At 29.1% G+C, this 24,654-nt stretch carries 24 protein-coding genes; all 24 read left to right on the top strand.

The window, feature by feature from the left end:
- Positions 1–33 precede the first annotated feature (33 nt).
- Complete coding sequence (locus tag KGF48_RS02755) at positions 34–1,014, top strand: thiamine pyrophosphate-dependent dehydrogenase E1 component subunit alpha (RefSeq protein WP_227827646.1); 981 nt, start codon at positions 34–36, stop codon at positions 1,012–1,014.
- Positions 1,014–1,991, top strand: coding sequence for an alpha-ketoacid dehydrogenase subunit beta (locus KGF48_RS02750; protein ID WP_227827645.1), 978 nt, complete (start codon positions 1,014–1,016; stop codon positions 1,989–1,991). The genes KGF48_RS02755 and KGF48_RS02750 overlap by 1 nt, the downstream gene beginning before the upstream one ends.
- A gap of 17 nt (positions 1,992–2,008) precedes the next feature.
- Positions 2,009–3,274 carry a dihydrolipoamide acetyltransferase family protein gene (locus KGF48_RS02745; RefSeq protein ID WP_227867726.1) on the top strand — a complete coding sequence of 422 codons (1,266 nt, stop codon included), beginning with the start codon at positions 2,009–2,011 and terminating at the stop codon, positions 3,272–3,274.
- A 138-nt stretch (positions 3,275–3,412) separates the two neighbouring features.
- Positions 3,413–4,810 carry an amidohydrolase family protein gene (locus KGF48_RS02740; protein WP_227827643.1) on the top strand — a complete coding sequence of 466 codons (1,398 nt, stop codon included), beginning with the start codon at positions 3,413–3,415 and terminating at the stop codon, positions 4,808–4,810.
- The gene (locus KGF48_RS02735; protein ID WP_227839589.1) at positions 4,800–5,846 is read left to right on the top strand and encodes a dihydrofolate reductase family protein; all 1,047 of its coding nucleotides are present in this window, start codon (positions 4,800–4,802) and stop codon (positions 5,844–5,846) included. Before KGF48_RS02740 ends, KGF48_RS02735 begins: the two co-directional genes overlap by 11 nt.
- 58 nt (positions 5,847–5,904) lie before the next feature.
- Positions 5,905–7,305: a dihydrolipoyl dehydrogenase gene (gene lpdA / locus KGF48_RS02730; RefSeq protein WP_227867725.1), complete on the top strand. Its 1,401-nt coding sequence runs from the start codon at positions 5,905–5,907 to the stop codon at positions 7,303–7,305.
- Between the two features lie 116 nt (positions 7,306–7,421).
- Positions 7,422–7,769 (top strand): TIGR03792 family protein, encoded by a 348-nt coding sequence (locus KGF48_RS02725; protein ID WP_227827640.1) that lies wholly within the window; start codon positions 7,422–7,424, stop codon positions 7,767–7,769.
- A 163-nt stretch (positions 7,770–7,932) separates the two neighbouring features.
- On the top strand, positions 7,933–9,276 hold the full coding sequence (locus KGF48_RS02720) for a solute carrier family 23 protein (protein WP_227839587.1): 1,344 nt from the start codon (positions 7,933–7,935) through the stop codon (positions 9,274–9,276).
- Between the two features lie 27 nt (positions 9,277–9,303).
- Positions 9,304–9,978: a flavodoxin family protein gene (locus KGF48_RS02715; protein WP_227850229.1), complete on the top strand. Its 675-nt coding sequence runs from the start codon at positions 9,304–9,306 to the stop codon at positions 9,976–9,978.
- Positions 9,979–10,200: 222 nt separating this feature from the next.
- Positions 10,201–11,490 carry a hemolysin family protein gene (locus KGF48_RS02710; RefSeq protein WP_227827637.1) on the top strand — a complete coding sequence of 430 codons (1,290 nt, stop codon included), beginning with the start codon at positions 10,201–10,203 and terminating at the stop codon, positions 11,488–11,490.
- A 28-nt stretch (positions 11,491–11,518) separates the two neighbouring features.
- The gene (locus tag KGF48_RS02705; protein ID WP_227839585.1) at positions 11,519–12,199 is read left to right on the top strand and encodes an HAD family hydrolase; all 681 of its coding nucleotides are present in this window, start codon (positions 11,519–11,521) and stop codon (positions 12,197–12,199) included.
- 101 nt (positions 12,200–12,300) lie between these two features.
- Complete coding sequence (locus tag KGF48_RS02700) at positions 12,301–12,834, top strand: putative ABC transporter permease (protein WP_227827635.1); 534 nt, start codon at positions 12,301–12,303, stop codon at positions 12,832–12,834.
- 162 nt (positions 12,835–12,996) lie between these two features.
- Positions 12,997–13,134, top strand: coding sequence for a hypothetical protein (locus tag KGF48_RS02695; RefSeq protein WP_227839584.1), 138 nt, complete (start codon positions 12,997–12,999; stop codon positions 13,132–13,134).
- Positions 13,135–13,181: 47 nt separating this feature from the next.
- Positions 13,182–14,153 carry a Gfo/Idh/MocA family protein gene (locus tag KGF48_RS02690; protein ID WP_227839583.1) on the top strand — a complete coding sequence of 324 codons (972 nt, stop codon included), beginning with the start codon at positions 13,182–13,184 and terminating at the stop codon, positions 14,151–14,153.
- Positions 14,154–14,395: 242 nt separating this feature from the next.
- Positions 14,396–15,586 (top strand): D-alanyl-lipoteichoic acid biosynthesis protein DltD, encoded by a 1,191-nt coding sequence (gene dltD / locus KGF48_RS02685; protein WP_227842554.1) that lies wholly within the window; start codon positions 14,396–14,398, stop codon positions 15,584–15,586.
- Complete coding sequence (locus KGF48_RS02680) at positions 15,552–15,692, top strand: hypothetical protein (protein ID WP_227434522.1); 141 nt, start codon at positions 15,552–15,554, stop codon at positions 15,690–15,692. The genes dltD and KGF48_RS02680 overlap by 35 nt, the downstream gene beginning before the upstream one ends.
- 14 nt (positions 15,693–15,706) lie before the next feature.
- Complete coding sequence (locus tag KGF48_RS02675; protein ID WP_227839581.1) at positions 15,707–17,221, top strand: D-alanine--poly(phosphoribitol) ligase; 1,515 nt, start codon at positions 15,707–15,709, stop codon at positions 17,219–17,221.
- Complete coding sequence (dltB, locus tag KGF48_RS02670; protein WP_227839580.1) at positions 17,221–18,369, top strand: D-alanyl-lipoteichoic acid biosynthesis protein DltB; 1,149 nt, start codon at positions 17,221–17,223, stop codon at positions 18,367–18,369. The genes KGF48_RS02675 and dltB overlap by 1 nt, the downstream gene beginning before the upstream one ends.
- 18 nt (positions 18,370–18,387) lie before the next feature.
- Positions 18,388–18,618, top strand: coding sequence for a D-alanine--poly(phosphoribitol) ligase subunit DltC (gene dltC, locus KGF48_RS02665; protein WP_227839579.1), 231 nt, complete (start codon positions 18,388–18,390; stop codon positions 18,616–18,618).
- Between the two features lie 309 nt (positions 18,619–18,927).
- Complete coding sequence (locus KGF48_RS02660; RefSeq protein WP_227839578.1) at positions 18,928–19,713, top strand: DeoR/GlpR family DNA-binding transcription regulator; 786 nt, start codon at positions 18,928–18,930, stop codon at positions 19,711–19,713.
- A 267-nt stretch (positions 19,714–19,980) separates the two neighbouring features.
- Positions 19,981–21,891 (top strand): 2-aminoethylphosphonate--pyruvate transaminase, encoded by a 1,911-nt coding sequence (phnW, locus tag KGF48_RS20600; protein ID WP_227839577.1) that lies wholly within the window; start codon positions 19,981–19,983, stop codon positions 21,889–21,891.
- A 271-nt stretch (positions 21,892–22,162) separates the two neighbouring features.
- Positions 22,163–23,005, top strand: a complete 843-nt coding sequence (locus KGF48_RS02650; protein WP_227839576.1) for a hypothetical protein — start codon at positions 22,163–22,165, stop codon at positions 23,003–23,005.
- Between the two features lie 39 nt (positions 23,006–23,044).
- Positions 23,045–23,815: a polymer-forming cytoskeletal protein gene (locus KGF48_RS02645; protein WP_227839575.1), complete on the top strand. Its 771-nt coding sequence runs from the start codon at positions 23,045–23,047 to the stop codon at positions 23,813–23,815.
- Positions 23,816–23,822: 7 nt separating this feature from the next.
- Positions 23,823–24,443: a YhbD family protein gene (locus KGF48_RS02640; protein ID WP_227827625.1), complete on the top strand. Its 621-nt coding sequence runs from the start codon at positions 23,823–23,825 to the stop codon at positions 24,441–24,443.
- Positions 24,444–24,654: the final 211 nt, after the last annotated feature.

Below are 24,654 nucleotides of genomic sequence, written 5' to 3'. Positions count from 1 at the left end.
ACTTAAAAATTTATTGATTCAGGAGGAGATAAGATGGCATTAGGTAAGTTAAGATTAGAAAAATTATACCGTGACATGGTTATGATTCGAAGATTTGAAGAAGTAATAGAAATATATGCTGCCAATGGAACAATACCAGGATTTGTTCATTTAAGTATAGGGCAAGAGGCTTGTCAAGCAGGTATAGTTGATGCACTTAGAAAAACAGATTATAAATTTCCAGACCATAGAGGTCATGGAACTATAGCACTTTGTGGTACTGACCCAAAACTTGTAATGGCAGAAATCTTTGCTAAGGCTACAGGGATAAATGGTGGTAGAGGCGGTTCAATGCATATAAATGATATTGAATGTAGAAATATGGGATTTAATGGAATACAAGGTTCAACTATGGTAACTTGTCTTGGTACAGCTTTTGCATCTGTGTATAAAGAAACAGATGATGTTACAGCAGTATTTCTAGGAGATGGAACTTTAGGAGAAGGAGCTTGCCACGAAAGTCTTAATATGGCAGCAACATGGAAGCTTCCTATAATATATTGCCTACTTAATAATCAATATGCTATATCTACACACTATACAGATTCACATCCTCAAAAAGAGTTAAAAACTTGGGGTGAGGGGTATGAGATTCCAAGTTTTAGGGTAGATGGAAATGATGTAGAAGCAGTAATTGAGATAGTGGAAATAGCAGCAGATAGGGCAAGAAAAGGTGAAGGACCAACTTTAATAGAGTTTCTTACTTATCGTTGGCAAGGTCATTTTGCAGGAGACCCAGCAGCATATAGACCAGAAGAAGAAGTTAAGTATTGGAAAGATAGGGACCCAATAAAATTAACTAGAAAGATACTTATTGAAAGAGAAGGCATGTCAGATGAATCACTTAAGCAAATAGAAGAAGAAATAGAGGCTGATGTTCAAGAAATGCTGAGATTCTCATTGGAGAGTCCATCACCAGATATTAAAGATGCAGTTACACACACATATGTTGATAGAGAGGTGGAGATAAGATAATGGGAAGAAAACTTTCATATGGAATGGCAATAAATGAAGCACTTCATCAAGCTATGGAAAATGATGATAGAGTTTTTATACTAGGTGAAGATGTAGCTAAAATGGGTGGAGATTTTGGAATTACCAAAGGAATAATGGCTAAATGGCCAAATCGAATAAAAGATACAGCGTTATCAGAATCAGCTATATTAGGATTATCAAATGGTGCAGCACTTTGTGGGTTAAGACCAGTTCCAGAGATAATGTTTGCAGATTTTTTGGGAGTTTGTTTTGACCAACTTGTAAATAATGCAGCAAAATTAAATTTTATGTTCCAAGGAAAAGCACATTGTCCAATTACTGTTCGTGCTGTACAGGGAGGTGGTATACGCTGTGCATATCATCATTCAGTTTGTGCAGAGTCATGGTTTATGAACACACCTGGGCTTGTAGTAGTTTCACCAACAACACCTTATGAAGCTAAAGGGATGTTGCTTTCAGCTATAAAAAACGATAATCCTGTATTATTTTTAGAACATAAGATGCTATACAATGTCAAAGGGGAAGTGCCAGTTGAGCCATATGAGATTCCTCTATATGAAGCTGAGATTGAGAAAACTGGAAGTGATATTACTATAGTAGCTACTCAAATGATGTTAGGATTAGCACATAAAGCAGCAAGTCAACTTGAAAAAGAAGGGATTGATGTAGAGATAATCGACCTTAGAACTGTATTTCCTTATGATAAAAAAACTATAGTAGAGTCAGTTGCGAAAACTAGTCGATTGGTTATTGCTCAAGAAGGTCCAAGAGTTGGAGGATGGGCAGCTGAAATATCTGCAATGATAAATGAAGATGTATTTGAGTACCTAAGTGCACCGATAAAAAGAGTTACATCAATTGATGCTCCAGTAGCATATGCACCAGTTTTAGAAGATTTTGTTTTACCAAAATTAGAAAATCTAATTAAGGCTTGTAAGGAAGTTATGCAATATTAGTCAGGGGAGGATAAACAATGATTACAGAGGTTAAGATGCCTAAGTTTGGTCTTTCTATGGAGGAAGGAACAATTGGCACATGGTTGATTGAAGAAGGAAGCGTAGTAAATAAGGGTGATGAAATTTTAGAAGTTGAAACTGATAAGATTACTAATACTGTTGAAGCGCCAGAAAGTGGGGTATTGAGAAAAATATTTTTTGAAGAGGGCGATATTGCTAATTGTGGAGAACTAATTTGTATAATTGCAGAAGCTAATGAAGATATTAGTGGATTTGATTTGATAGATAAAACTGATAATGAAAAAGAGGCAGATATTTTAAATTTAGAAAATACAACTAAGGCAAAATGTTTAAATATAGAGAAAAGAATAACTCCGAGAGCTAAAAAAATAGCTGAGGAAAAAGGAATTAACTATTCAAATATAGAGGGAACAGGAATACATGGTGCAATAACAATTGATGATTTGAAAAATTTTATGAATAGTAATTCAGTAGAAGAAGTTATGAAAGTCAATAAAAATAAAGTAGTAGAAAAAGAAGTACGGCAAGAAGTTACTCCTATTTCTCACGTTAATAACATTAAGGTAAATATAGGGGAAAATGATTTGGTAACTAAGATGACACCAATGCAAAATATAATAGCAAAAAAAATGCATGAGAGTTTGTTGACAACAGCTCAAACTACAATTGCCACTGAATTAGAAATTACTAGCTTATCAAAAATATATAAAGGATTGAAAGAAAAGTATAAAAAAGTAGGAGTTAAATTAAGTTATACAGCTCTTATAATAAAGGCTGTAGCTGAAGCTCTTGAAAATCATCCTAAACTTAGAACGCAAATAGTTGATGAAAATCATTTTAAAATAAGTAACGAAATTAATATAGGTGTAGCTGTAGACATTCCAAATGGCTTGGTGGTACCTATAATAAAAAATGCAAATTTAAAAGATTTAAAAACAATATGTATTGAACTAAGTGATTTAAGTGAAAGAGCTAAAAATAACAAGTTAAATTCTGATGAAATGAGTAATGGAACTATCACTATAACTAACTTAGGGATGTTTGGAATAACATACTTTACCCCAGTGTTAAATACACCAGAAAGTGCAATTTTAGGTATTGGAAGTATAATAGAAAAAGTTCTTGTAAAAGATGGTGCATTTTATGCTGGTTTAATAATGAATATGAGTTTAACTCATGACCATAGAGTAGTAGACGGAGCACCTGGAGCACGTTTTCTTCAAGAAGTTACACAAAATCTTTTGGATTTTAGATGGATGTAATTAAAATATATGTAAAATAATTTTATAGTACACCAGTAATCTGACAGATAGTTTGTTATGCGTTTCTCGAAAGATTTTTTCTCTCCAAACTATCTGTCAAAATCAAGACATAGCAAAAAATTATATGGAGGTTACTGCATGAGAAAAGTAGATTTGATAATTAAAAACGCTTATCTAATTTCAATGAATAATGAGAGGGAAATACTAAATGATGCTTGTATAATAATTGAAAAGAACAAGATAATTGATATAGGAAAGACGAATTTACTAGAAGAATACATCTCTGAAAAAATTATAGATGCTAGAGGTAAATTTGTTTTACCTGGATTTATAAATACTCATTCTCATCTATTTCAGACTTTGTTAAAGGGATTAGGAAGAGATAAACTGTTGTTAGACTGGCTTGATAGCTCTGTTAGAAGGGCTATACATAAAATAGATGAAGAGTGTTGCTATTATGCAGCCTTAACAGGATGTATAGAAGCAATTAGAACAGGCACAACTACTATACTTGACTATATGTATTGCCATGGAAAAGAAGGGCTTGATGATAGCATAATTCAAGCATTTGAAGACTTAGGAATAAGAGGAATACTTGGTAGAGGGTTTACAGACACAAGTAAATTTCCAAAAGAATTTGGCTGTACTTATCATGATACAGAACAAAAGTTTTTTGATGATGTTAGAAGATTAGAGAAAAAATATAGAGACCACTCGAGAATAAGTTTAGCATTAGCTCCTGGAATTATATGGGATAACACAGAAGAAGGATACAAAGAAATGAGAAATATAGCCAATGAGCTTCATATTCCAATAACTATGCATTTACTTGAAACTGAGGACGATGATAAATACTGTTTAGAAGATAGAGGTATGAAGACTGTACCATATCTTGAAAAAGTAGGAATTTTAGGACCTGACTTTATTGCAGTTCACTGCATACAAATGTCAGATGAAGACATAGAACTATTTAAAAAATATGATGTTAAAATATCTCATAATCCAGTATCTAATATGGTTTTAGCGGCAGGAGTAGCACCAATTCCAAAGCTTATTGAAAATGGATTAACTATAAGTTTAGCTTGCGATGGTTCAGCGAGTAATGATACTCAAAATATGTTAGAAGTAATGAAAATGACTACATTATTACAAAAAGTTACTCATAGAGATGCAAAGCTTTTACCTTCGTCAAGTGTGCTGGAAATGGCAACACTTGGAGGAGCAAAATCCATAAATAAATTAGACTGCTTAGGGTCAATAGAGATAGGAAAAAATGCTGATATTATAATTTATAATCCATATAAAAGTGCAATTTCTATACCAGTTCACGACCCAATTAGTTCATTAATATATTCATCTACTCCAAATAATATAGAAACTTCTATTATAGATGGAAAAGTAGTTATGGATAATAACAAGATAGTTAATATAGATGAAGAAAAAGTAATATATGAAACTCAAAAAATATCAAGTAAGTTAATAGAGGATGTTGGTCTAGGAAATGTACAATGGGGAAAAAGAATTTATGGATTGTAAAAAATACTTGGGAGAGGGCGGTCAAAGTATGAATAAGCTTGAGTTTTTCAACATACCAAAAAATAATTTAAAAATAAATGTATTAAATAGAAATGAAAAGATATTAGACACTATAAAAGAAGAATCTAATGAAAATGTCTGTATACCAGATGCTTTAGAGTATTATACGGAGTTGTTTTTTCCAAAATCAAAAGATAAAAGACCATATATATTTTCATCTATGGTGCTTTCATCCGATGGAAAAATGGCATATGAAGACAATAAAGCAGGACCTTTAATTGGAAAAAATAATTTTGTTGATCCAGATGGAGCCTTGGCAGATTTTTGGGTTTTAAATGTTCTAAGAGCATATTCAGATGCTGTGATTATAGGGGCTAGAACGTTGCAAAATGAACCTGGGATAACATGTCATGTATTTGATGAAAGTTTGACACAGCAAAGAAAAGACTATTTAAATAAAAAATATCAGCCATGTGGAGTAGTAGTTTCTTTTGATGCTACAGATATTCCATTTGACCATTATACATTTAGAGTTGATAAGAGTCAGGAATATAAAATGGTTATAGCTACATCTCCAAATGGTTGGGATTATATAAAAGAAAATTCTCCTTTAAAACACAGATGTATAGGAAGCTTTAATTCAATTAAGGATGTTGATGATTATAAATTTGAAGAATTATACAAAGATTTTGATGTTTGTCCTGTAATTGTAACTGGTAAAGATAGTACTCCAGACTCTAAGATATTACTTTATGTACTTAAAAGTCTAGGGATAGAAAAAATGTGTATAGAATCTCCTTCATATTGTACTCATCTAATTGAAAATGAATTATTAGACGAATATTTTATGAATTATTCTATGGTATTTGTTGGTGGAAAAATGACTCCAGGTTGTACAACAGCTTATAGCCACTTAGAACATCCACATTCGGAATTATTGACAGTAGGAATGCATAGAAATAATTTTATTTTTACACGTCAGAAACTTTGCTATGGTATTAAAAATCAAGTAGATTTAACAAGCTATAAATATTGATACTAAAATTTTAATTATAGATATTAATATCTATAACTTAAAAGGAGGAAAAATAAATATGAACACTGATTTAATCGTAATTGGTGGTGGCCCAGGTGGGTATGTTGCAGCGATTCGAGGAGCTCAACTGGGGTTAAAAGTTGTAATTGTAGAAAAAAATGAATTTGGAGGTACTTGCCTAAATACAGGTTGTATTCCTACAAAAACACTATTTAAAGATGCACAGGTTTTAAATTATTTTAATCATGCTGAAGAATATGGGATAAAAGTTGATAAATACAAATTAGACTTGGAAAAAGTGCAGAAAAGAAAGAAACATATAGTTAAGACATTAACTAGTGGTGTAAAAGGATTATTAAAAGCAAATAAAGTGACTGTAGAAAAGGGGGAAGCAAAGTTAATAGGTAAGGATTCTGTAGAAATAAAATTAGATGATGGTTCAAAGAAGATAATTAAAGGAAAAAATATTTTGATTGCATCTGGTTCAAAATCTTCTAAGCCTCCTATTAAAGGAATTGATTTAGAGGGAGTAATAACAAGTAAAGAAGCTTTAGAAGTAACTAATTTGCCTCAGAAAGTAGTAATAATTGGAGGAGGAGTTATAGGAATTGAGTTTGCAGGAATTTTAAATGAATTTGGTTCAGATGTAACTATAGTTGAGTTCTTGGATAATATAATTCCTATGGTTGATAATGAGGTATCTAATAGGTTAACTAAACTACTTAATAAAAGGGGGATTAAAATACTACTTTCATCAAAAGTAGAAGAAATATTTAAGAGTGATAAAGAACTAGTAGTAGATATAAATAAGAATGGAGAAAAAACAAAGATTGCTTGTAATAATGTACTTGTATCTACAGGAAGAGAGTTAGATGTAGAAGGACTAAATCTAGATAATTTAGGCATCAAATATGATAAAAAGGGAATAAAAGTTGATGAAAATTACTGTACGTCTGTACCAGGTATTTATGCAATTGGAGATGTGATTGGAGGAATAATGCTTGCACATGTTGCATCTGAAGAAGGCAAAGTAGCTGTTGAACGAATTGTAGGGGAAAAAACAAGTGTAGATTATGATTTAGTACCAAATTCCATTTTTACTTTTCCAGAGGTATCTACAGTTGGATTGTCTGAAGAAGAAGCCAAAAATAAAAACTTAGACTATGTCGTTAGCAAATTTCAGTTTTCTGGCAATGGAAAGGCTCTTACAATGAATGATTCAGATGGTATGGTTAAGGTAATTGCTTCAAAAGATAAGACTACAATATATGGTGTTCATATCATAGGGCCCAATGCTAGTGATTTAATTCATGAAGCTGTAATTGCGATGAAAGCAATGTTGACAGTTGAAGAAGTTGCCAGTACTATGCATGGACATCCAACTTTACCAGAAGCTTTTGCAGAAGCTACTATGGGAATAGTAGGTAAAGCAATACACATACCTCCTGTTAGAAAGTAAAATTATAAGAAGTAAATAAAAAGTAATTATATGTAAGAGCATTATGTTGAAAGTATTTAAATAAAAAATCATTTGAATAAAAAAGTAGTCAAATATTAAAGAGGGAAGTATATAATATGAAATTAAAATCATTTGAAAGACCTTTATTTATTGAAGAACTAACTTTTAGGATAAATACTGAATTAATAGAAAAGTACTTACAATTAGATTATGAGATTTGGGTTAAAGGTCTAGAATTATTAGAAGGATTTGCTGGTTCTGAGATATGGATTAGTGAAAGTAATCCAGAAGAAATAACATCAATAATATATTGGACAGATTATAAGTACTATAAAAATATTGATAAAGACTGGCTAAGTGATAGAAAGAAAAGAATGTCTGAATTAATGGGAGAAGGAAATTTAGAGTTTGTAAGAGCAGAGCATGATGTCAATAAAAAGTATAAGCTTAGAGAATATAAATAATAAGATTAAGTGCACTGAACAACTATACATAAATAATACTTTAGTTAAAATAAATATCATTTAAGTTAAGAATTAACTAGATTAAGATGTGTATAGCTCAAAATTAATTGTTAATAAATTCATGGTCGTAAAGAAAAATAAAATTTATGGGAGGATTTATTTTATGAAAGAGCACGATACATCAAAATTTCATCTAGAGGGAAAACCGCCTTTAAAAGAAGCTTTACCCTTAGGATTACAGCATTTTGTTTCAATGATAGCTGGTAATATGGTTCCAGCTATGCTTATATCGAATATAGTAGGGCTTGATAAACAGATGTCAACTATGCTTATGCAAGGTGCTATGTTGGTAGCTGGAATAGCAACTTTACTACAATTGTACTCAATACCACTATTTAAAGGGCATAGACTGGGTTCAAAGCTTCCTGTAATAATGGGAACAAATTACGTATTTTTAGGAGCCTGTCTTTCAGTGGCTGGCAAATACGGACTTAAAGCTCTTTTTGGAGCTCAAATTGGAGGAGCAATAGTAGTGTTTTTTATAGCCTTTGGAATTAAGAAGATAAGACATTTATTTACTCCAATTATAGCAGGTACAATGATTGCTTGTATGGGTATTAGTCTATTTCCAACTGCTGTAAAAAATTTAGCTGGGGGAGAAGGCTCAGCCACATTTGGAGAACCTATAAATTTTGCAATAGGGCTTATAGTTGTTATAGCTATAATTTTGCTTATGAAATTTGGCAAGGGTTTGGTTCAAGATGCTGCAATTTTAATAGGTATAATATTTGGTTATTTAGTGTCACTTGCATTTGGATTGGTTGATTTTTCTGCAATTCAAGGGACACCAATATTTTCTTTTCCAAAACCATTGGCATTTGGTCTAGAGTTTAGACTTGATTTAATATTAATGTTTGCCATTTTATTTATGGTAGCTATAGCTGATATGATGGGAGCAGCAACAATTGCTACAATGGGAGCTATGAATAGAGAGGTTACAGATAAAGAATTAGAGTCTGCTACAATGGGAAATGCATTAACATCTATAATTGCATCTGTATTTAGTTCAATACCAACAGGAGTATTTGGTCAAAATGCTGCAATCGTAGCTATAAATAAAGTTACTAGTAGATTTGTATTGTCAATTACAGGAGTAGTATTAATTTTAGTTGGATTTTCACCATTATTGGGAGCAATCATAACGACTATACCTTCATGCATAATAGGAGGGGTCACTTTAATCGTATTTTCATCAATTGCTATGGCTGGTTATGATATGATAAGTCAATGTGGATTTACGTCAGATAACAATCTTATAGCAGGAGTTTCAATTACCTTAAGTATAGGTATAACTTCAGTTCCTCAGACTTTGGAAAAGTTTCCAGAGATTATTAGAACTTTAGTTGGAAATTCTTGTATAGTATCAGTATTTATTATAGCGATGATAATTAAATATATATTATCAATAAAATCGAATAAGTCTAATGATATAAAAATAGAGGCTTAAATTAAAATTTGTGGGAGGTATAGAGTTATGGCTAAGATACTAGGAATATGTGGAAGTCCAAGAAAAGGAGCAACTGAATATGCAATACTACAAGCTTTAGAGGAAGCTAAAGAAATACCAGGTATAGAAATTGACTTTTGGACTGTAAGAGGAAAAAATATAGGTCCATGTATACATTGTGATGCTTGTATGAGAAAAGCAGAAAAATGTACTATACAAGATGATATGGGCGAACTAGAGAAAAAATTGCTAGAAGCAGATGGATTTATAATAGGTTCTCCTGTTTATGATATGGGAATAACTGCTCAATTGACTGCTGTGTTAAATAGATTAAGACATATGTATTTAGTACATGGATGTAATTTGCAAAATAAAGTAGGAGCTGCCATAACTACTGGTGGGACTAGATATGGTGGACAAGAAATGGCTAGATTACCAATAATAAATTTCTTTTTAATGCATGAGGTATTGGTAACAGGAGGACTTATTGGAGGATACACTGGTGCTAGTATTTGGAGTAAAGATGCAAAGGAACAAGGTGCAAAAGATGACGAAGTAGGCATGAATACCATAAAAAGACTTGGGAGAGGTCTAGCTGAAGCTGTTAAAATATCTAAATATGGTCTTGAAAAGTGGAATATTGAAAAAGAAGAATTAGGAATAACAAGTGAAACTGAAAAAAGTCCTGTAAAAGACCACTAAAATTTATATTGCCCATACGTAAAATTTAATTAGCCCCTCTTAATATATGAGACAACCCATCATAAATATTAAGAGGGGTAATTTTGTATTTAAAATTATTTGTAATAAAATAAGATATATTAATAAATATGATAGAATATATATTATAAATTAAATTTTATAAATATAAGGGGGGAACTTTGAGTTCTTATAAATTTCTTATGTTATAAGAGCCAATATTTTATGCGGGAGTTATTAAATGTAACACTTATAATAGTACTTGTTTTAATAAATGCATTTTTTGTAGCTTGTGAATTTGCTATGGTAAAGCTTCGTAGTTCTAGGATAGATACTATGATGGCTGAAGGTAATAATAATGCTAAAAGATGTAAAATAATAAAAGATAATCTAAATTCCTATCTTTCTGCATGTCAACTTGGGATAACACTTTGTTCGCTTGCACTAGGGTGGATGGGAGAATCTACAGTTAAAGAGTTAATATTGCCAATAATAAGTATATTTAATCTTAGTGAAAGTGTTATATATACAATATCAATTTCTATTTCCTTTTTAATTATAACAATGGTAGAAGTTGTAATAGGGGAGCTTGTTCCTAAAGCCTTAGCACTTTATAATACAGAGAGAATAATGCTAAGTACATCTTTTTTGCTGATTGGATTTTATAAATTGACATACCCAATAATATACTTTTTCAATCTAAGTACTGATTTATTTCTTAAACCATTTGGATATTCACAAGCTGATGAAGTTGATGAACCACATACAGGTGATGAAATAAGATTATTAGTGGAAGAAAGTTATAAAAGCGGGCTTATAGATGAATCAGAGCAAAGATTAGTTGACAATATTTTTGAATTTGAAGAAAAGAAAATTAGAGAGATAATGGTACCTAGAACTGATATGGTCTGTATATATGAAAGTGACTCAGAGGAAAAGATATTATCTATTTTGAGAGATGAAGGTGTTACTAGGTATCCAGTATGTAAGAAAAATAAGGATGATATATTAGGATTTGTACATATAAGAGATTTGTATAATCAAAAAATAAGCAGAAATAAAATTGAACTAGGAGAAATGCTTAGAGATATTATATATATATCAGAAAATTGGACTATAGATAAGGCTCTTGAAAAATTAAGAAAAGAAAAGCTTCAACTTGCTATAGTGGTAGATGAATATGGTGGAACATCTGGTGTAGTAACAATTGAAGATATACTGGAAGAGATAGTTGGAGAAATTCAAGACGAATTTGATAAAGAAGAAACTCATATTAAGAAAATAGGAACAAGTTCTTACTTGGTTGATGGAACTGAATCAATCAATGATATTAATAAGTATTTTGGTCTTGATATAGAGCATGATGGATTTGATAGTATAGGAGGTTGGATATCCTATATGCTTGGTTCAAACATTAAAGTAAATCAAAGTGTAACTTTTGAAAATTACAATTTCACTATATTAGAATTGGATAAATTGAGGGTTGTAAAATTAATCATAAAAAGTGTAATATAATTATATCAAAAAATATTGGAGGAATTGTATGCAAAAAGTAGAAGGAATTATTTTTGATATGGATGGAGTTTTGTTTGATTCAGAGAGAATATCTCTTGAATTTTGGATAGAGACATTTGAAAAGTATGGATACATTATGACTAAAGAAATATATACATCTGTTATGGGAAGAAATCGTAAAGGGATAATAGAAGGTCTTACTAAGATATACGATAGTTCTGTGCCAATAATAGATTTGTATGATGAGAAAACTAAAAATATGATTGAATTTATGGATAGAGAAGGAGCTCCTATTAAATTAGGAGTTAATGAATTAATATCTTTTTTAAAGAAAAATGGATATAAAATGGCAGTTGCAACATCTACAAAAAGAGAAAGAGCAGTTAAAAGATTGGCTAAGGCAAATTTAAAAGAATACTTTGATGCTATAGTTTGTGGAGATGATGTTGTAAATTCTAAACCAAATCCAGAAATATTCTTAAAAGCAGCTAAAAAGATAAATGTTAATCCAAAAAATTGTATTGTTATAGAGGATTCCCCTATGGGAGTAGAGGCTGCTTATAATGGTGGTATAAAATGTATAAACGTACCTGACTTAAAAGAGCCAGATGAACAAATTAAAGCACAATCACATAAGATACTTGAAAATTTATTGGAAGTTAGAGAATACCTGAAAAGTTTAGATTCTAAAGAATGTTGTAGCCTATAATATGAAATATTAAATCAAAGAATTTAAATTTAATTTCTTTGATTTAGAATAAATCCATGGATATGAGAAAAAATAATTATAAACAATTAGGAGGAATATTCATGGATAGTGTAGGTTCTCTATTATATTTTTTATTTAATTTTTTCTTGTATGGTTTTATAGGTTGGATAATTGAAAATTTATATAGTTATTTTACTCAAGGTCATTTTCAAGAAGATGGATTTTTAAATGGTCCATTTAAGCCAATGTATGCAATTGCAATGTCTATTATAATAGAGGTCTCAAGATTTATTGACCCAAATAATATATTTGCATTGCTTTTACTATGTTTAGTAGTGCCAACAACAGTAGAGTATATCACAGGTATAATTATGAAGGTATATTTTAATAAAGTATATTGGGATTATTCAGACTATAAGTACAATAATAGAGGGATAATATGTGTAAAATTTTCTATGTACTGGACTATATTGACTTTTATTGGAGTAAGGTATCTTCAAGTGTATGTAGTTGATAATTTGTATAGTTTAATAATGCCTTATTGGCCAATTATAGCAACTATATTATTGATAGCATTGTTTGTGGATGAAATTTTTACTATAAAATTCTTGAGAGGAAATAGAGATATAATATAACTTTAGAAGTATAAGATAAGTTTAGATTGTAGTTAAAAGAAAGCTATGCTAAAATGGTGAAATCATTTAAAGTTAGCTTTCTTTTTTATTTGATGAAGTTAATATTTTAATAAGTTTCAAACGTTTATATAGAGTATTATTTATTATAGAGTATTACAACTCTTGAGTTTCAGAACTCTTATAAATAATAACAAAATAGAGTCTGATATAAACTCACATGAAAATTCAAAGATAGTAATGGGGATTATGGATGAGATAAGAAGACAAGGGAAGATTGTTTATCCAGCTGACAGTGTGTAATTTATTTAAAAACATATAATAATATATAAGTATATGAGGTGGTAAATATGGAGAATATAAATTGGGCTATATTGGGTCCTGGAACTATTGCATCAGAATTTGCACAAGCCATGAGTGAGGTGGGTTGTAAAGTGTATGCTGTTGCTTCAAGAAGTCTTGAAAGAGCAAAAAACTTTGCAAATAAGTTTGATATAGAAAATGTGTATGATGATTATGATAAAATGCTAGAGAATAAGAATATAGATGTAGTGTATATATCTACTCCACATTGTAATCACTATGAATATATAATGAAAAGCCTAAAAAATGGTAAACATGTGTTGTGTGAAAAAGCTATAACAGTAAATGGAAGTCAACTAAGTGATATTGTAACTTTAGCTATTGAAAAGAACTTAATAGTAGCAGAGGCTATGACTATTTATTATATGCCGTTATATAAAAAATTAAAAAAGATAGTGGAGTCTGGAAGTTTGGGAAAAATTAAAATGATACAAGTATCCTTTGGAAGTTGTAAGGATTATGATGTTAATAATAGATTTTTTAGTCAAGATTTAGCTGGAGGGGCATTGCTTGATATTGGTACATATGCACTGTCATTTACTAGATACTTTATGTCAGTTCAACCGAATGAAATTTTAACAACTGTTAAGAATTTTGAAACAGGTGTGGATGAACAATCTGGAATAATTTTAAAAAATTCTAAGAATGAGATGGCTGTAATATCATTGACTATGAGAGCTAAGATGCCAAAAAGAGGTATTGTTGCATGTGAATTAGGATTTATAACCGTAGAAAATTTCCCAAGAGCATCAAAGGCTACAATAACTTATATAGATAGTGGAAGAGTTGAAACTCTAGAATATGGTGACACAAAAAAAGCTTTAAAGTATGAAATTGAATATGTTAACAATTGTATATCAAATAAAATAAAAGCAAATACTTTAGAATCATCTATAGATGTCATGAATTTAATGGATGAAATAAGAAAGCAATGGGGACTAAGATATACTTTTGAATAAATTTAATTTTAAAATAAGTTAAATTGTATACATAATTAAGTATTAAAATGTCAAATTATAAAAAGAAGAAAATCACTAAAAAGATTCCTTTTTCAGTTATTTTCTTCTTTTTTTTTACAAATTTGTAACAGAATAAAAAAAAGTTTTGGAGATTTTATTACAATTTTGTAGTTGAATATATACATTAAAACTAATATGATTAATAATAACATAAATTTGAATATTTTTAGAGGAGAGAAAATATGAGAAAATTGATATACTTTATTACACCATTTATAATAGGCGTAGTATTTTTATTTGGGTTAGACAAATTTCTTGATTCTAAAACTGATGAACTTTTGAGGGAGAAAAATCTACTTCCAATTATGGATGATACTTTAAGTGATATAAAGGATAAAGGTGTTACAGCAAATAATCATTTTTTAAGAGAAAAAGATATTATGATTTTGGGGTCATCAGAACTTAGTAATTCAACAAAACAACATCCAAAGTACTATTTTAATACAGATAGGAGTAAAAATAAGGTGTTTGCAATTGGTAGAGCTTATACTCAGACATTACAAGATGCTGCAGTGTTAGGAAGTATGAATCCTAATATTGATAATAAGAAGGTTGTCTTGTTAATTTCTATGCAATGGTTTATGGAAAAAGATGGAGTTACAAGTCACCATTATCAGTCTAGGTTTTCACCAATACAATTTTATCGTTTTTTAGATAATCCAAAGATATCTAAACAAAATAAGATTGAATATGTAAAAAAATCAAGTAAGCTTTTATGGGGTAGTGACGAATATAAGGCAGAAGCATTGTATGCCAAGCTATATGAACCTAAGACAGTGTATGAAAAAGCTGAGAAGGCGTTGTTAGAGCCTTATTTTCAAGGGAGAAAATACTGTATAGAGCTTAAAGAAAAAGGGATACTTTATAAGAAATTAATTAGGCTAGATAAACACAAAAAAGAAGGAAGAAAAAAACCTATAAATTGGTCACATGAGAAAAAGAAAGCTATTGAAGATGCTAAAAAGAGAGTAGGTAATAATCCTCTAAACATTGACAAGTATTATTACAATGAACATTTTAAAGATGGTCTAGAGCAATATAGAGGAAGAGATAAGGGTGTAAACTTAGTAACATCTAAGGAATTTGAAAGTTATAAGCTTTTATTAAATGTATGTAAGGACTTAGATATTAAACCAGTTGTTGTATTAATTCCAAGTATGGGTAAATTTTATGATTTAACTGGTATTTCTGAGAAAGAAAGAAATCAGTTTTATGATAAGGCGCAGAACATAGCAGAAAGTAAAGGTTTTGAAGTTATGAATCTTAAAGATAAAGGGACAGAGAAATATTATTTAAGAGATGTAATGCATCTTGGAACGAAAGGATGGGTAGATGTCTGTGAGAGATTATTTAAAATATTTAAAGAGCAATAAAGAATTAGTAACTAGTATTTGTTTAACTATGATTATAATATTGGCAATAGGTGTTTTAACATTTACACCATTTAAAGAGTTGCCATTTATTTATAATGGATTTTAAAGGAGAATTTTTATATGAAAATTATTGAAGGAATAAAAAAATATTCAAATACAGATAGAATAGCTTTGGCATGTAATGGAGATAAACTTTCTTATAAAGATTTAAATGAATGTTCAGATGCTATATCAGTATTTCTAAAAAATGTATACAAAGAAGAAGATACTCCTATAGTAATCTATGGTAATAAAGAAAATATGATAATGGCGTGTATGATAGGAGCTTTAAAATCAGGTAGAGCGTATGTTCCTCTTGATATTAGCTTTCCATTAGATAGAGTTTTTGAAGTTACTAAGGAAGTGAAACCAAAGGTGTTGTTTAACTTTAGTGATGAAAAAGATTTTGGCGATATCAATGTAATTGATAAGGATAAATTAAATGATGTAATAAGCGAATATAAAGGAAAGTCATTAGATAAAGAAAACTGGGTAAAAGATGATGAAAATGCATATATACTATTTACATCAGGTAGTACAGGAAAGCCAAAAGGAGTTCAAATAAGCTCAAATAACTTAGATAGTTTTGTAGATTGGATAAGCCCATATTTAAATATAGATGGAAGTGAAAAAGTAATAATGAATCAAGCAGCATATTCTTTTGACCTTTCAGTGACAACAATATACCCTGGTCTTGTTCATGGAGCTACATTATTTTCAATATCAAAAGATGTGCTAGCAGATTATAAAGAGCTATTCAGACAATTTGGCGAGTCTAATATTGCAGTATGGGTATCAACTCCTTCTTTTGCAGGTGTATGTGTAACAGAAAAAGAGTTTAATAGTAAGATGCTTCCTAAGCTTGAATCAATGATATTTATAGGAGAAGCACTTTCAAAGAATCTTACTAAAGAGCTTATAAGTAGATTTCCAAATACAAGAGTTATCAATGGATATGGACCAACTGAAGCCACTGTTGGCGTAAGTGTAAATGACATGACTCAAGAAGCTATAGATGATGAAAAGAGTCTTCCAGTTGGATATCCTATGCAAAATTGTAAAATAAAAATACTTGATGAAAATGGAAATGAGCTGAAAGAAAATGAAAAAGGTGAGATTATAATAGTTGGACCATCAGTTTCCAAAGGTTATTTCAATAATAAAGAGAAGACTGATGAAGTATTTTTCTATGATGAAATAGATGGTATAAAATGGAGAGCTTATAAAACTGGTGATATGGGATATCTCTTAGATGGAAATATATACTATTGTGGAAGAAAAGATTTTCAAATTAAGTTAAATGGATTTAGGATTGAAATAGAAGATATAGAAAATAATTTGAGAAAAGTTCATAATGTAAAAAATGCAGTAGTTTTACCAATATATAAGGATGAAAAAATTGCTTATTTAAAAGGTATTGTTGAGTTAAATGAGAAGAATGATTTAGGTAATATCAAAAATGGGATGATGATAAAAAAGGAACTAGGAAAGTATATACCTTCGTATATGATTCCAAGAAATATTGCAATAATTTCCGAGTTTCCAACAAATATCAATGGTAAAATAGACAGAAAGAAACTTATGGAGGAAATTTAATGGTTTTTTCACAGTATGGAGATTATTTTTATCTTTACATATTATTATTAACATCAATACCAGCAGTGATTTTGGGCTTAATGGGTAAAAATATAAAGTATTATGGTATGTTGGCAAGTTTATTTATGATATTTTTGATTGTAGGAATAGATGTTCAATTTAAATACTTGTTGATATTTATCATTTTAGAAGTAATAATAGTCAAAGGATACGAATATGTAAGAAGAAAAACTAAAAATAAATATATATATTGGGGCTTTTTGTTTGCATCAATGCTTCCAATAATAATTAATAAAATATCTCCAGTTACATCTTTTGGATTGATTGGATTTATTGGAATATCATACTTAAATTTCAGGGCTATACAAATGGTTATTGAAATTTATGATGGTGCTATAAAAGAGGTTAAGATTTCAAATATGCTTTATTTTATGTTATTTTTTCCAACACTGAGTTCTGGACCTATTGACAGGTCAAGACGATTTGAACAGGATTTAGAGAAGAAAATACCTAGAAAAGAGTATATAGAAGAATACTTATTGCCTGGAATAAAAAACATTGTTATGGGAGTAGGTTATAAATTTGTTATAGCATTTTTGATAAATACATATTGGGTATCAATAATACCTAAAGATATGAGGTTTATAAATGTTTTAAGTTATATGTATGCATATAGTTTATACCTGTTCTTTGATTTTGCAGGATACAGTTTATTTGCTATAGGGACAGGATATATATTTGGAATACAAGTACCTATAAACTTTGATAAACCATTTATAAGTAAAGATATGAAAGAGTTTTGGACAAGATGGCATATAAGTCTTTCAAGATGGTTTGGAGATTATATTTTTTCAAGATTTGTTATGTCTTCAATGAGAAAGAAAAGATTTAAGAAAAGAACTACTGCTGCTCATGTAGCTCAGATGATAACAATGATAACAATGGGATTTTGGCATGGACTAACTTGGTTTTACATTGCTTATGGTGTGTATCAAGGTTTAGCACTTGTCTTAACTGATATATATCAGAGAAAATCTAAATTTTATAAGAAGCATAAAAAAGAAAAATGGTTTGAGAGAGTTCAAATTTTCATTACATTCCATATTGTATGTTTTGGATTATTGATATTCTCAGGATATTTAGCTTAATTTTAAGGAGGTAAATTTATGCAGGAAACAGTTATAGAAATATTTGAAGATGTATTAGGAACTGATGAGATAAAAGATGATTTAGACCTTAACTTATTTGAAACAGAGCTTTTAGACTCATTAGCTATAATTGAAGTTTTACTTGAGATTGAAAATAGACTTGGAATAGAACTTCAACCAACTGATTTAGAAAGAAAAGACATGTCTACTGTAAATAATTTAGTAAAATTCTTAGAGACAAGAAAATAAATTAATGACTAAATGTTTAATTATTAATTTACATAATAAAAGATTATAAAGTCCATCTAATATTGATATTTGATGGATTTTTTATTGTAAAGAGATATAACTTAGTTGTATAAATATATAAAATAGTGAAAAATTTAAAGTATGAATGAAAGATTGCATGCTATATAAATTAATAGTAATATCTATTGTAAGATATACTATCTTTAATTGAGTGAAATATCTTTTGTCATAGATTAGAATTACTTTATGGACGTAGATGTTAATTATAATTTTATAAAAGTAGAATACACATTTAGGAGGGGAACTTAATTGTCTTTAAATTCAATAGATAGAAAAAAAGAAATATTAGAACTGTTAGATGCAAAAGGAAAGGTAAATACTAAAGAATTAGTAAAAAAACTAGAAGTATCATCAGAAACAATAAGAAGGTACTTGGAAGAATTAGAAAGTGAAAATAAGTTGAAGAAGGTTTATGGTGGTGCTGTAAAAATAAATTATGGAGTAATTGAGCCAGAACATATAAAAAGAAATAGTACTAATTTAGAAAAGAAACAAAGTATTGCTAAGTATGCAGCTAAATTTGTGAATGATAATGAATCAATTGTAATAGATGAAGGGACTACTAATTTACAAATTGTGGATTACATAGTTTCTGTAAAAAATCTAAAGGTTATTACTAGTTCCTATCCTGTGCTATCAAAGTTGATTTCATATGAAAACCAAGGCATATTTGATGGAGAGGTTATATTTATTGGTGGTAAAGTAAATTTAAAACATCAAAGAACAGCATGTCAAATGTCAATAGATGCTATGAAAAACTTATATGTAGATAAAGCATTTATATCTAGTGAAGGTGTAATTGATAGCTTTGGAATTAGTAGCATAGACCAAAATAAAGCATTATTGTCAAAAGAGTATATAAGAAATTCAAAGGAAAGTTTTGTATTATGTGATAGTTCTAAGATTGGAATTGTCAGTATGTACAAGATAGCTGATTTGAATGAATTAGATTTTGTTATTTGTGACGCAGAACCTCCAAGTGAATGGAAAGATAAATTAAATGAATCAAATATAACATGGATAGAAGCAAAATAGAAGTAATAAATTTATAAAATTTAACAAATTCATATATTTAACCTAGAAATAAGATTACAAATTTTAATTTTTTTTGTAGAGTTTTAGTGGAATTTTTATATTAGATATTAAAAACAAACAGAATCAATTAAAAACAACTAAAAACATAAATTTAATATACATTTAACCTAAATATGATGTATAATTAACATAAAAAAGTTATACTTTAAAAGTAAAAACAACTAAAAACACAAAAATTCTAACTGAAAATCTATGGAGGTTATAAATATGAAAAAGTTATATGGAGAAAAAATAAAGGCAGTAGTATTTGACTGGGCTGGAACAACAGTAGATTATGGATGTTTTGCACCTCTTAATGTATTTATAGAGATATTTAAAAGAAGAGGTATAGATGTAACAATGGAAGAAGCAAGAAAACCTATGGGGAAATTAAAAATAGACCATATAAGAGAAATGTGTGAAATGGATAGGATAAAAAATATTTGGGCAGAGAATTTTGGAGGATTTCCAACAGAGGAAGATGTAAACAAACTTTATGCTGAATTTGAACCTATGTTATTTGAAACTCTAGAAGAGTATACAACTCCAATTCCTCATGTTGTTGAAACTATTGAGAAATTAAGAAAAAATGGATTAAAAATAGGTTCTACAACAGGTTATACAAGAGAAATGATGAATATAGTTGAACCAAATGCAGCTAAAAAGGGATATTCGCCAGATTTTCTTGTAACACCATCAGAAGTATCTCAAGGAAGACCATATCCTTGGATGTGTTATAAAAATGCTGAAGCTTTGGGTGTATCTCCAATGAGTGCCATGGTAAAAGTAGGAGATACATTAAGTGATGTAAAAGAAGGTATAAATGCAGGAATGTGGAGTATTGCTGTAATAAAAGGTTCAAGTGAATTAGGTCTTACAGAAGAAGAAGTAGAAAATATGGATAAAGAAGAATTAAAAATTAAGATGGAAGCAGTTTCAAAGAAGTTTAAAGAAGCAGGAGCACATTTTGTTATAGAAACTATGGCTGAATTAGAAGATGTTCTAGTAAAAATAGAAAATGAAACAATTAAGTCAGATTTTGTACCAGAAAATGATTACATATTACTTACACCAGGACCATTATCTACTACTAAATCAGTAAGAGCATCTATGTTAAAAGATTGGTGTACATGGGATGTTGAGTATAATGATTTGGTACAAGATGTTAGAAGAAGATTGGTGTCTTTAGCTACAAAGAATACAGAAAAATACACAAGTGTATTAATGCAAGGTAGTGGTACTTTCTCAGTGGAAGCTACAATAGGAAGCACTATTCCAAAGAATGGTAAACTTCTTGTAATTGCAAATGGAGCATATGGAAAGAGAATGAAGGATATATGCAGTTATTTAAATATAGAATATGTTGATTGTACATTTAGTGATGTAGAAGCAGTTGACCTAAATAGAGTGGAAAATTTATTGAAAGAAAATAAAGATATTACACATATATCAATGGTTCATTGTGAAACTACTACAGGTAGATTAAATCCTATAAAAAATGTAGGTAAACTTGCAAAAGAATATAATAAGGTTTACATAGTTGATGCAATGAGTAGTTTTGGTGGAATTGAAATTGATGTTGAAGACTTTAATATAGATTTTCTAGTGAGTAGTTCTAATAAATGTATACAAGGAGTTCCAGGATTTGGTTTTATAATAGCTAATAGAGACGAATTAGCTAAATGCAAAGGAATTTCTAAATCTTTATCTCTTGATGTATACGCTCAGTGGGAAACTATGGAGAATAATAATGGTAAATGGAGATTTACTTCTCCTACACATATTGTAAGAGCTTTTTATCAAGCATTACTAGAGCTAGGAGAAGAAGGTTCTGTCAAAAAAAGATATGCTAGATATAAAGAAAATCAATTTACAATATCTTCAAGATTAAAATCTCTAGGGTTTGATACATTGGTGAATGATGATGCTCAATCACCTGTAATAACAACTTTCCTATATCCTAAGAATGCAAAATTTGAATTTATGGAATTCTACACTTATTTAAAAGAAAATGGATTTGTTATTTATCCAGGTAAATTGACTGACATAGATACATTTAGAATAGGAAGTATAGGAGAAGTGTATCCGAAAGATATGGATAGACTGGCTGATGTAATCGAGAAATTTATCAATATGTAGATTATAGAAGTTCATTGGTAGATTATAAAGTTTAGAGAGTTACGAGACAAATATATAAATAGTTAAATAATAGAGGAGTATTTTATTTGAATTGGAAATCTAAGAAAGAAGGATTCATAGTTCATATAAAATATCTTCTCTATTATTTTTTTTATTTATCTGTCTTTAAAGGAGCATTGTTTTATTCATCAAGATTGTTATACTTGACAACGTAACAATGTTTTGTTATATTATATTCAAGAACAAAATAAGTTATTGAAAGGAAATCATTATGGATGGAGAATTACGTTCACTGAATTTTAATGGAATGGGAAAATGTAAAGGTGGAATTTTTGATGAAGTTAATATAGCAGGTACAGGAAAAATAGATGGAAATATAAAATGTAATAAATTTGATTCTTCAGGTTCGGCAAAAGTGATTGGAACAACGGAATGTAATGAATTTTTTACAGCAGGATTGAGTAAAATTGAAGGCAATATATTGGCATCACAAATGACAATATTTGGATTTCTTAAATGTACTGGAGACATAAAATCAGGTAAAGTTAAATCTGGAGGAATTATCAATGTTGGAGGAAACTTAAAGTCAGATATTATTAGCGGAGAAGGATGTCTAAAAATCAATAAGAGCATAGAATGTGAAAGTGTTGACTTAAGTGGAATTTTGGATTGTGATGGATTTTTAAATTGTGAAGAGCTTAAGATAAGTTTGCATGGAACTTCTAATCTAAACGAAGTTGGTGCAAGTAGTGTAAATATAAAAAAAGGACATGGTGATTATTGTAAAAGATTTTATAGAACCGAAAAAAAGAGTGGGGATTTTGAAAAAGTATCTTCTAATCTTAGAAATCTAGGTCTACTATCAGTTAAAAAATACACAGAAAGTAGATTATTAGCAAATGTTATAGAAGCAGATGAAATCAACTTGGAAAATAGTGAAGTTAAAATTGTAAGAGGTAAAAATGTTAAAATAGGTAAAGGATGTTATATTGAGAGTTTGGAGTATAGTGAAAGTATAGATATTGATGAAAGCTCAATAGTTATTGAAATAAAGAATGTAAATGGAAAAGTAAATCTAAGTAATGAAAAAGTAAATCTAAATAAAGATAAGTAATATTTAAGTTTAAAATAAAATTTAAAATGAGGTAATAATATGGAAAATGGATCTATAAAAATACTTGGAGAAGGATTTATCAATAGTGGAGAATATGAAAGTATAAAAATTATGGGAAGTGCTAGGTCAAAAGGAAATATAAAATGTAATGAAGTAAAGGTATTTGGAGATGTAAAGTTTGACGGAGGCATTAGTATAAAAAACTTTGTAGTGAATGGAAAGGCCACTATAAAAGGTAATCTTAAAGCTGAACGTGTAAGAGTTAATGGGCAACTTAGTATAGATGGAGATGCAGAAATAGATGACTTGATTATAACTGCTCAACAGAAAATTAATGGAAACTTAAAGTGTAATAATGTTACAGTAAAAGGTCAATTAATTGTAAGTGAAAGTATTTATGCACAGGATATAAAAGTTTATGGTGAAATGAAAAATAAAGAAAATATAGAATGTGAAGATATAAAGGTTCATGGAGCAATAAAATGTGATGGTCTTTTAAATGGAGAAAACATATATATCTATTCAGGAGGAGGCTCTTATTGTAAAGAGATAGGAGCAACTAATATAGAAATAGGTAGAAGTAAAGATATTTTTACATTTGGGATTAAATTTATTAACATTTTTTCAGGCAAATTTAAATGCAATTTAATAGAGGGAGATACTATTGAATTAGAAGATGTTTCAATAAAAGATATACGAGGAAAAAGCATATCTTTAGTAAGCAATTGTGATGTTGAAAATATTGAATACAGTGATAAGTTGGTAGTTTCAGATAATTCGAGTGTAAAAAACAGTACAAAGGTGGGCTAGAAAAATTATGGAAGAATTGATATCTAAGAAAGATTTATTAAGCAAAACTAATATATCTTATGGGCAGCTATATAGATGGAAAAGAAAAAATATAATACCAGAAGAATGGTTTATAAAAAAATCAGCTTTTACAGGTCAAGAGACTTTTTTTCCAAGAGATAAAATACTAGAAAGAATAGAGTTAATACTATCTATGAAAGAAGAAACATCTCTTGATGATATTGCAAACATGTTTACAAAAAAAGATACCAATAAAGAGTTTGATATTGACTTTATTTTTGAGAAGGAAGCTATATGTAAATATACAAAAGAAATATTTCAAAATTTGTATAAAAAAGAGCAGAGTATAGGTAAAAAAGAATTACTTATATTGAGCATAATAGAGAAATTCTTAGTTAAATCTACAATAACATTTGAAGAATTAAAATTGATAGTCAATATAATAGAAGAAAATTTTAAATCAATATACAATGAAAATGGAAGAATTTATTTGTTTAGAAAGTTTGGTGTTCCATTTGTAATAGGATGCTTGGATTATAAACAAGTGAAATTTGAAAAGGATGTAGTTAAAATTGTTGAAATTGACCTAATGAAAGAAATAAATGATATAAGTATTAAGTTATCATAGTAGGTTATTGTAAATTACTTATTATAAGTAGATATAGATAGATTATAGTTTCTAAAAAATTACAAAATGAACCATATTGAATTATTATAAATTATAGAAAGAGTATAGTTATAATAATCTCTATGGTTCATTTTATTATTCAAATAATTTAATATTTATAAAATTGGTTAGTATCAATATAATAAATTGCTTAAATACAGCAGATTATTTT

The sequence above is a fragment of the Clostridioides sp. ZZV15-6388 genome, from assembly GCF_020657755.1.
Taxonomy (GTDB): Bacteria; Bacillota; Clostridia; order Peptostreptococcales; family Peptostreptococcaceae; genus Clostridioides.
The sequence above is the reverse complement of the archived record's forward strand: the minus strand, read 5'-3'. Positions and strand labels throughout refer to the sequence as shown.

Excerpts from the sequence above, each read along its gene's own strand:
- phnW (WP_227839577.1), top strand. The coding sequence starts at position 19,981 with ATGAAAAAGTTATATGGAGAAAAAATAAAGGCAGTAGTATTTGACTGG.
- KGF48_RS02715 (WP_227850229.1), top strand. The coding sequence starts at position 9,304 with ATGGCTAAGATACTAGGAATATGTGGAAGTCCAAGAAAAGGAGCAACT.
- KGF48_RS02740 (WP_227827643.1), top strand. The coding sequence starts at position 3,413 with ATGAGAAAAGTAGATTTGATAATTAAAAACGCTTATCTAATTTCAATG.
- dltB (WP_227839580.1), top strand. The coding sequence starts at position 17,221 with ATGGTTTTTTCACAGTATGGAGATTATTTTTATCTTTACATATTATTA.
- KGF48_RS02725 (WP_227827640.1), top strand. The coding sequence starts at position 7,422 with ATGAAATTAAAATCATTTGAAAGACCTTTATTTATTGAAGAACTAACT.
- KGF48_RS02735 (WP_227839589.1), top strand. The coding sequence starts at position 4,800 with ATGGATTGTAAAAAATACTTGGGAGAGGGCGGTCAAAGTATGAATAAG.
- KGF48_RS02750 (WP_227827645.1), top strand. The coding sequence starts at position 1,014 with ATGGGAAGAAAACTTTCATATGGAATGGCAATAAATGAAGCACTTCAT.
- KGF48_RS02650 (WP_227839576.1), top strand. The coding sequence starts at position 22,163 with ATGGATGGAGAATTACGTTCACTGAATTTTAATGGAATGGGAAAATGT.
- KGF48_RS02705 (WP_227839585.1), top strand. The coding sequence starts at position 11,519 with ATGCAAAAAGTAGAAGGAATTATTTTTGATATGGATGGAGTTTTGTTT.
- KGF48_RS02700 (WP_227827635.1), top strand. The coding sequence starts at position 12,301 with ATGGATAGTGTAGGTTCTCTATTATATTTTTTATTTAATTTTTTCTTG.
- lpdA (WP_227867725.1), top strand. The coding sequence starts at position 5,905 with ATGAACACTGATTTAATCGTAATTGGTGGTGGCCCAGGTGGGTATGTT.
- dltC (WP_227839579.1), top strand. The coding sequence starts at position 18,388 with ATGCAGGAAACAGTTATAGAAATATTTGAAGATGTATTAGGAACTGAT.
- dltD (WP_227842554.1), top strand. The coding sequence starts at position 14,396 with ATGAGAAAATTGATATACTTTATTACACCATTTATAATAGGCGTAGTA.
- KGF48_RS02675 (WP_227839581.1), top strand. The coding sequence starts at position 15,707 with ATGAAAATTATTGAAGGAATAAAAAAATATTCAAATACAGATAGAATA.
- KGF48_RS02640 (WP_227827625.1), top strand. The coding sequence starts at position 23,823 with ATGGAAGAATTGATATCTAAGAAAGATTTATTAAGCAAAACTAATATA.
- KGF48_RS02645 (WP_227839575.1), top strand. The coding sequence starts at position 23,045 with ATGGAAAATGGATCTATAAAAATACTTGGAGAAGGATTTATCAATAGT.
- KGF48_RS02720 (WP_227839587.1), top strand. The coding sequence starts at position 7,933 with ATGAAAGAGCACGATACATCAAAATTTCATCTAGAGGGAAAACCGCCT.
- KGF48_RS02745 (WP_227867726.1), top strand. The coding sequence starts at position 2,009 with ATGATTACAGAGGTTAAGATGCCTAAGTTTGGTCTTTCTATGGAGGAA.
- KGF48_RS02755 (WP_227827646.1), top strand. The coding sequence starts at position 34 with ATGGCATTAGGTAAGTTAAGATTAGAAAAATTATACCGTGACATGGTT.
- KGF48_RS02710 (WP_227827637.1), top strand. The coding sequence starts at position 10,201 with ATGCGGGAGTTATTAAATGTAACACTTATAATAGTACTTGTTTTAATA.
- KGF48_RS02690 (WP_227839583.1), top strand. The coding sequence starts at position 13,182 with ATGGAGAATATAAATTGGGCTATATTGGGTCCTGGAACTATTGCATCA.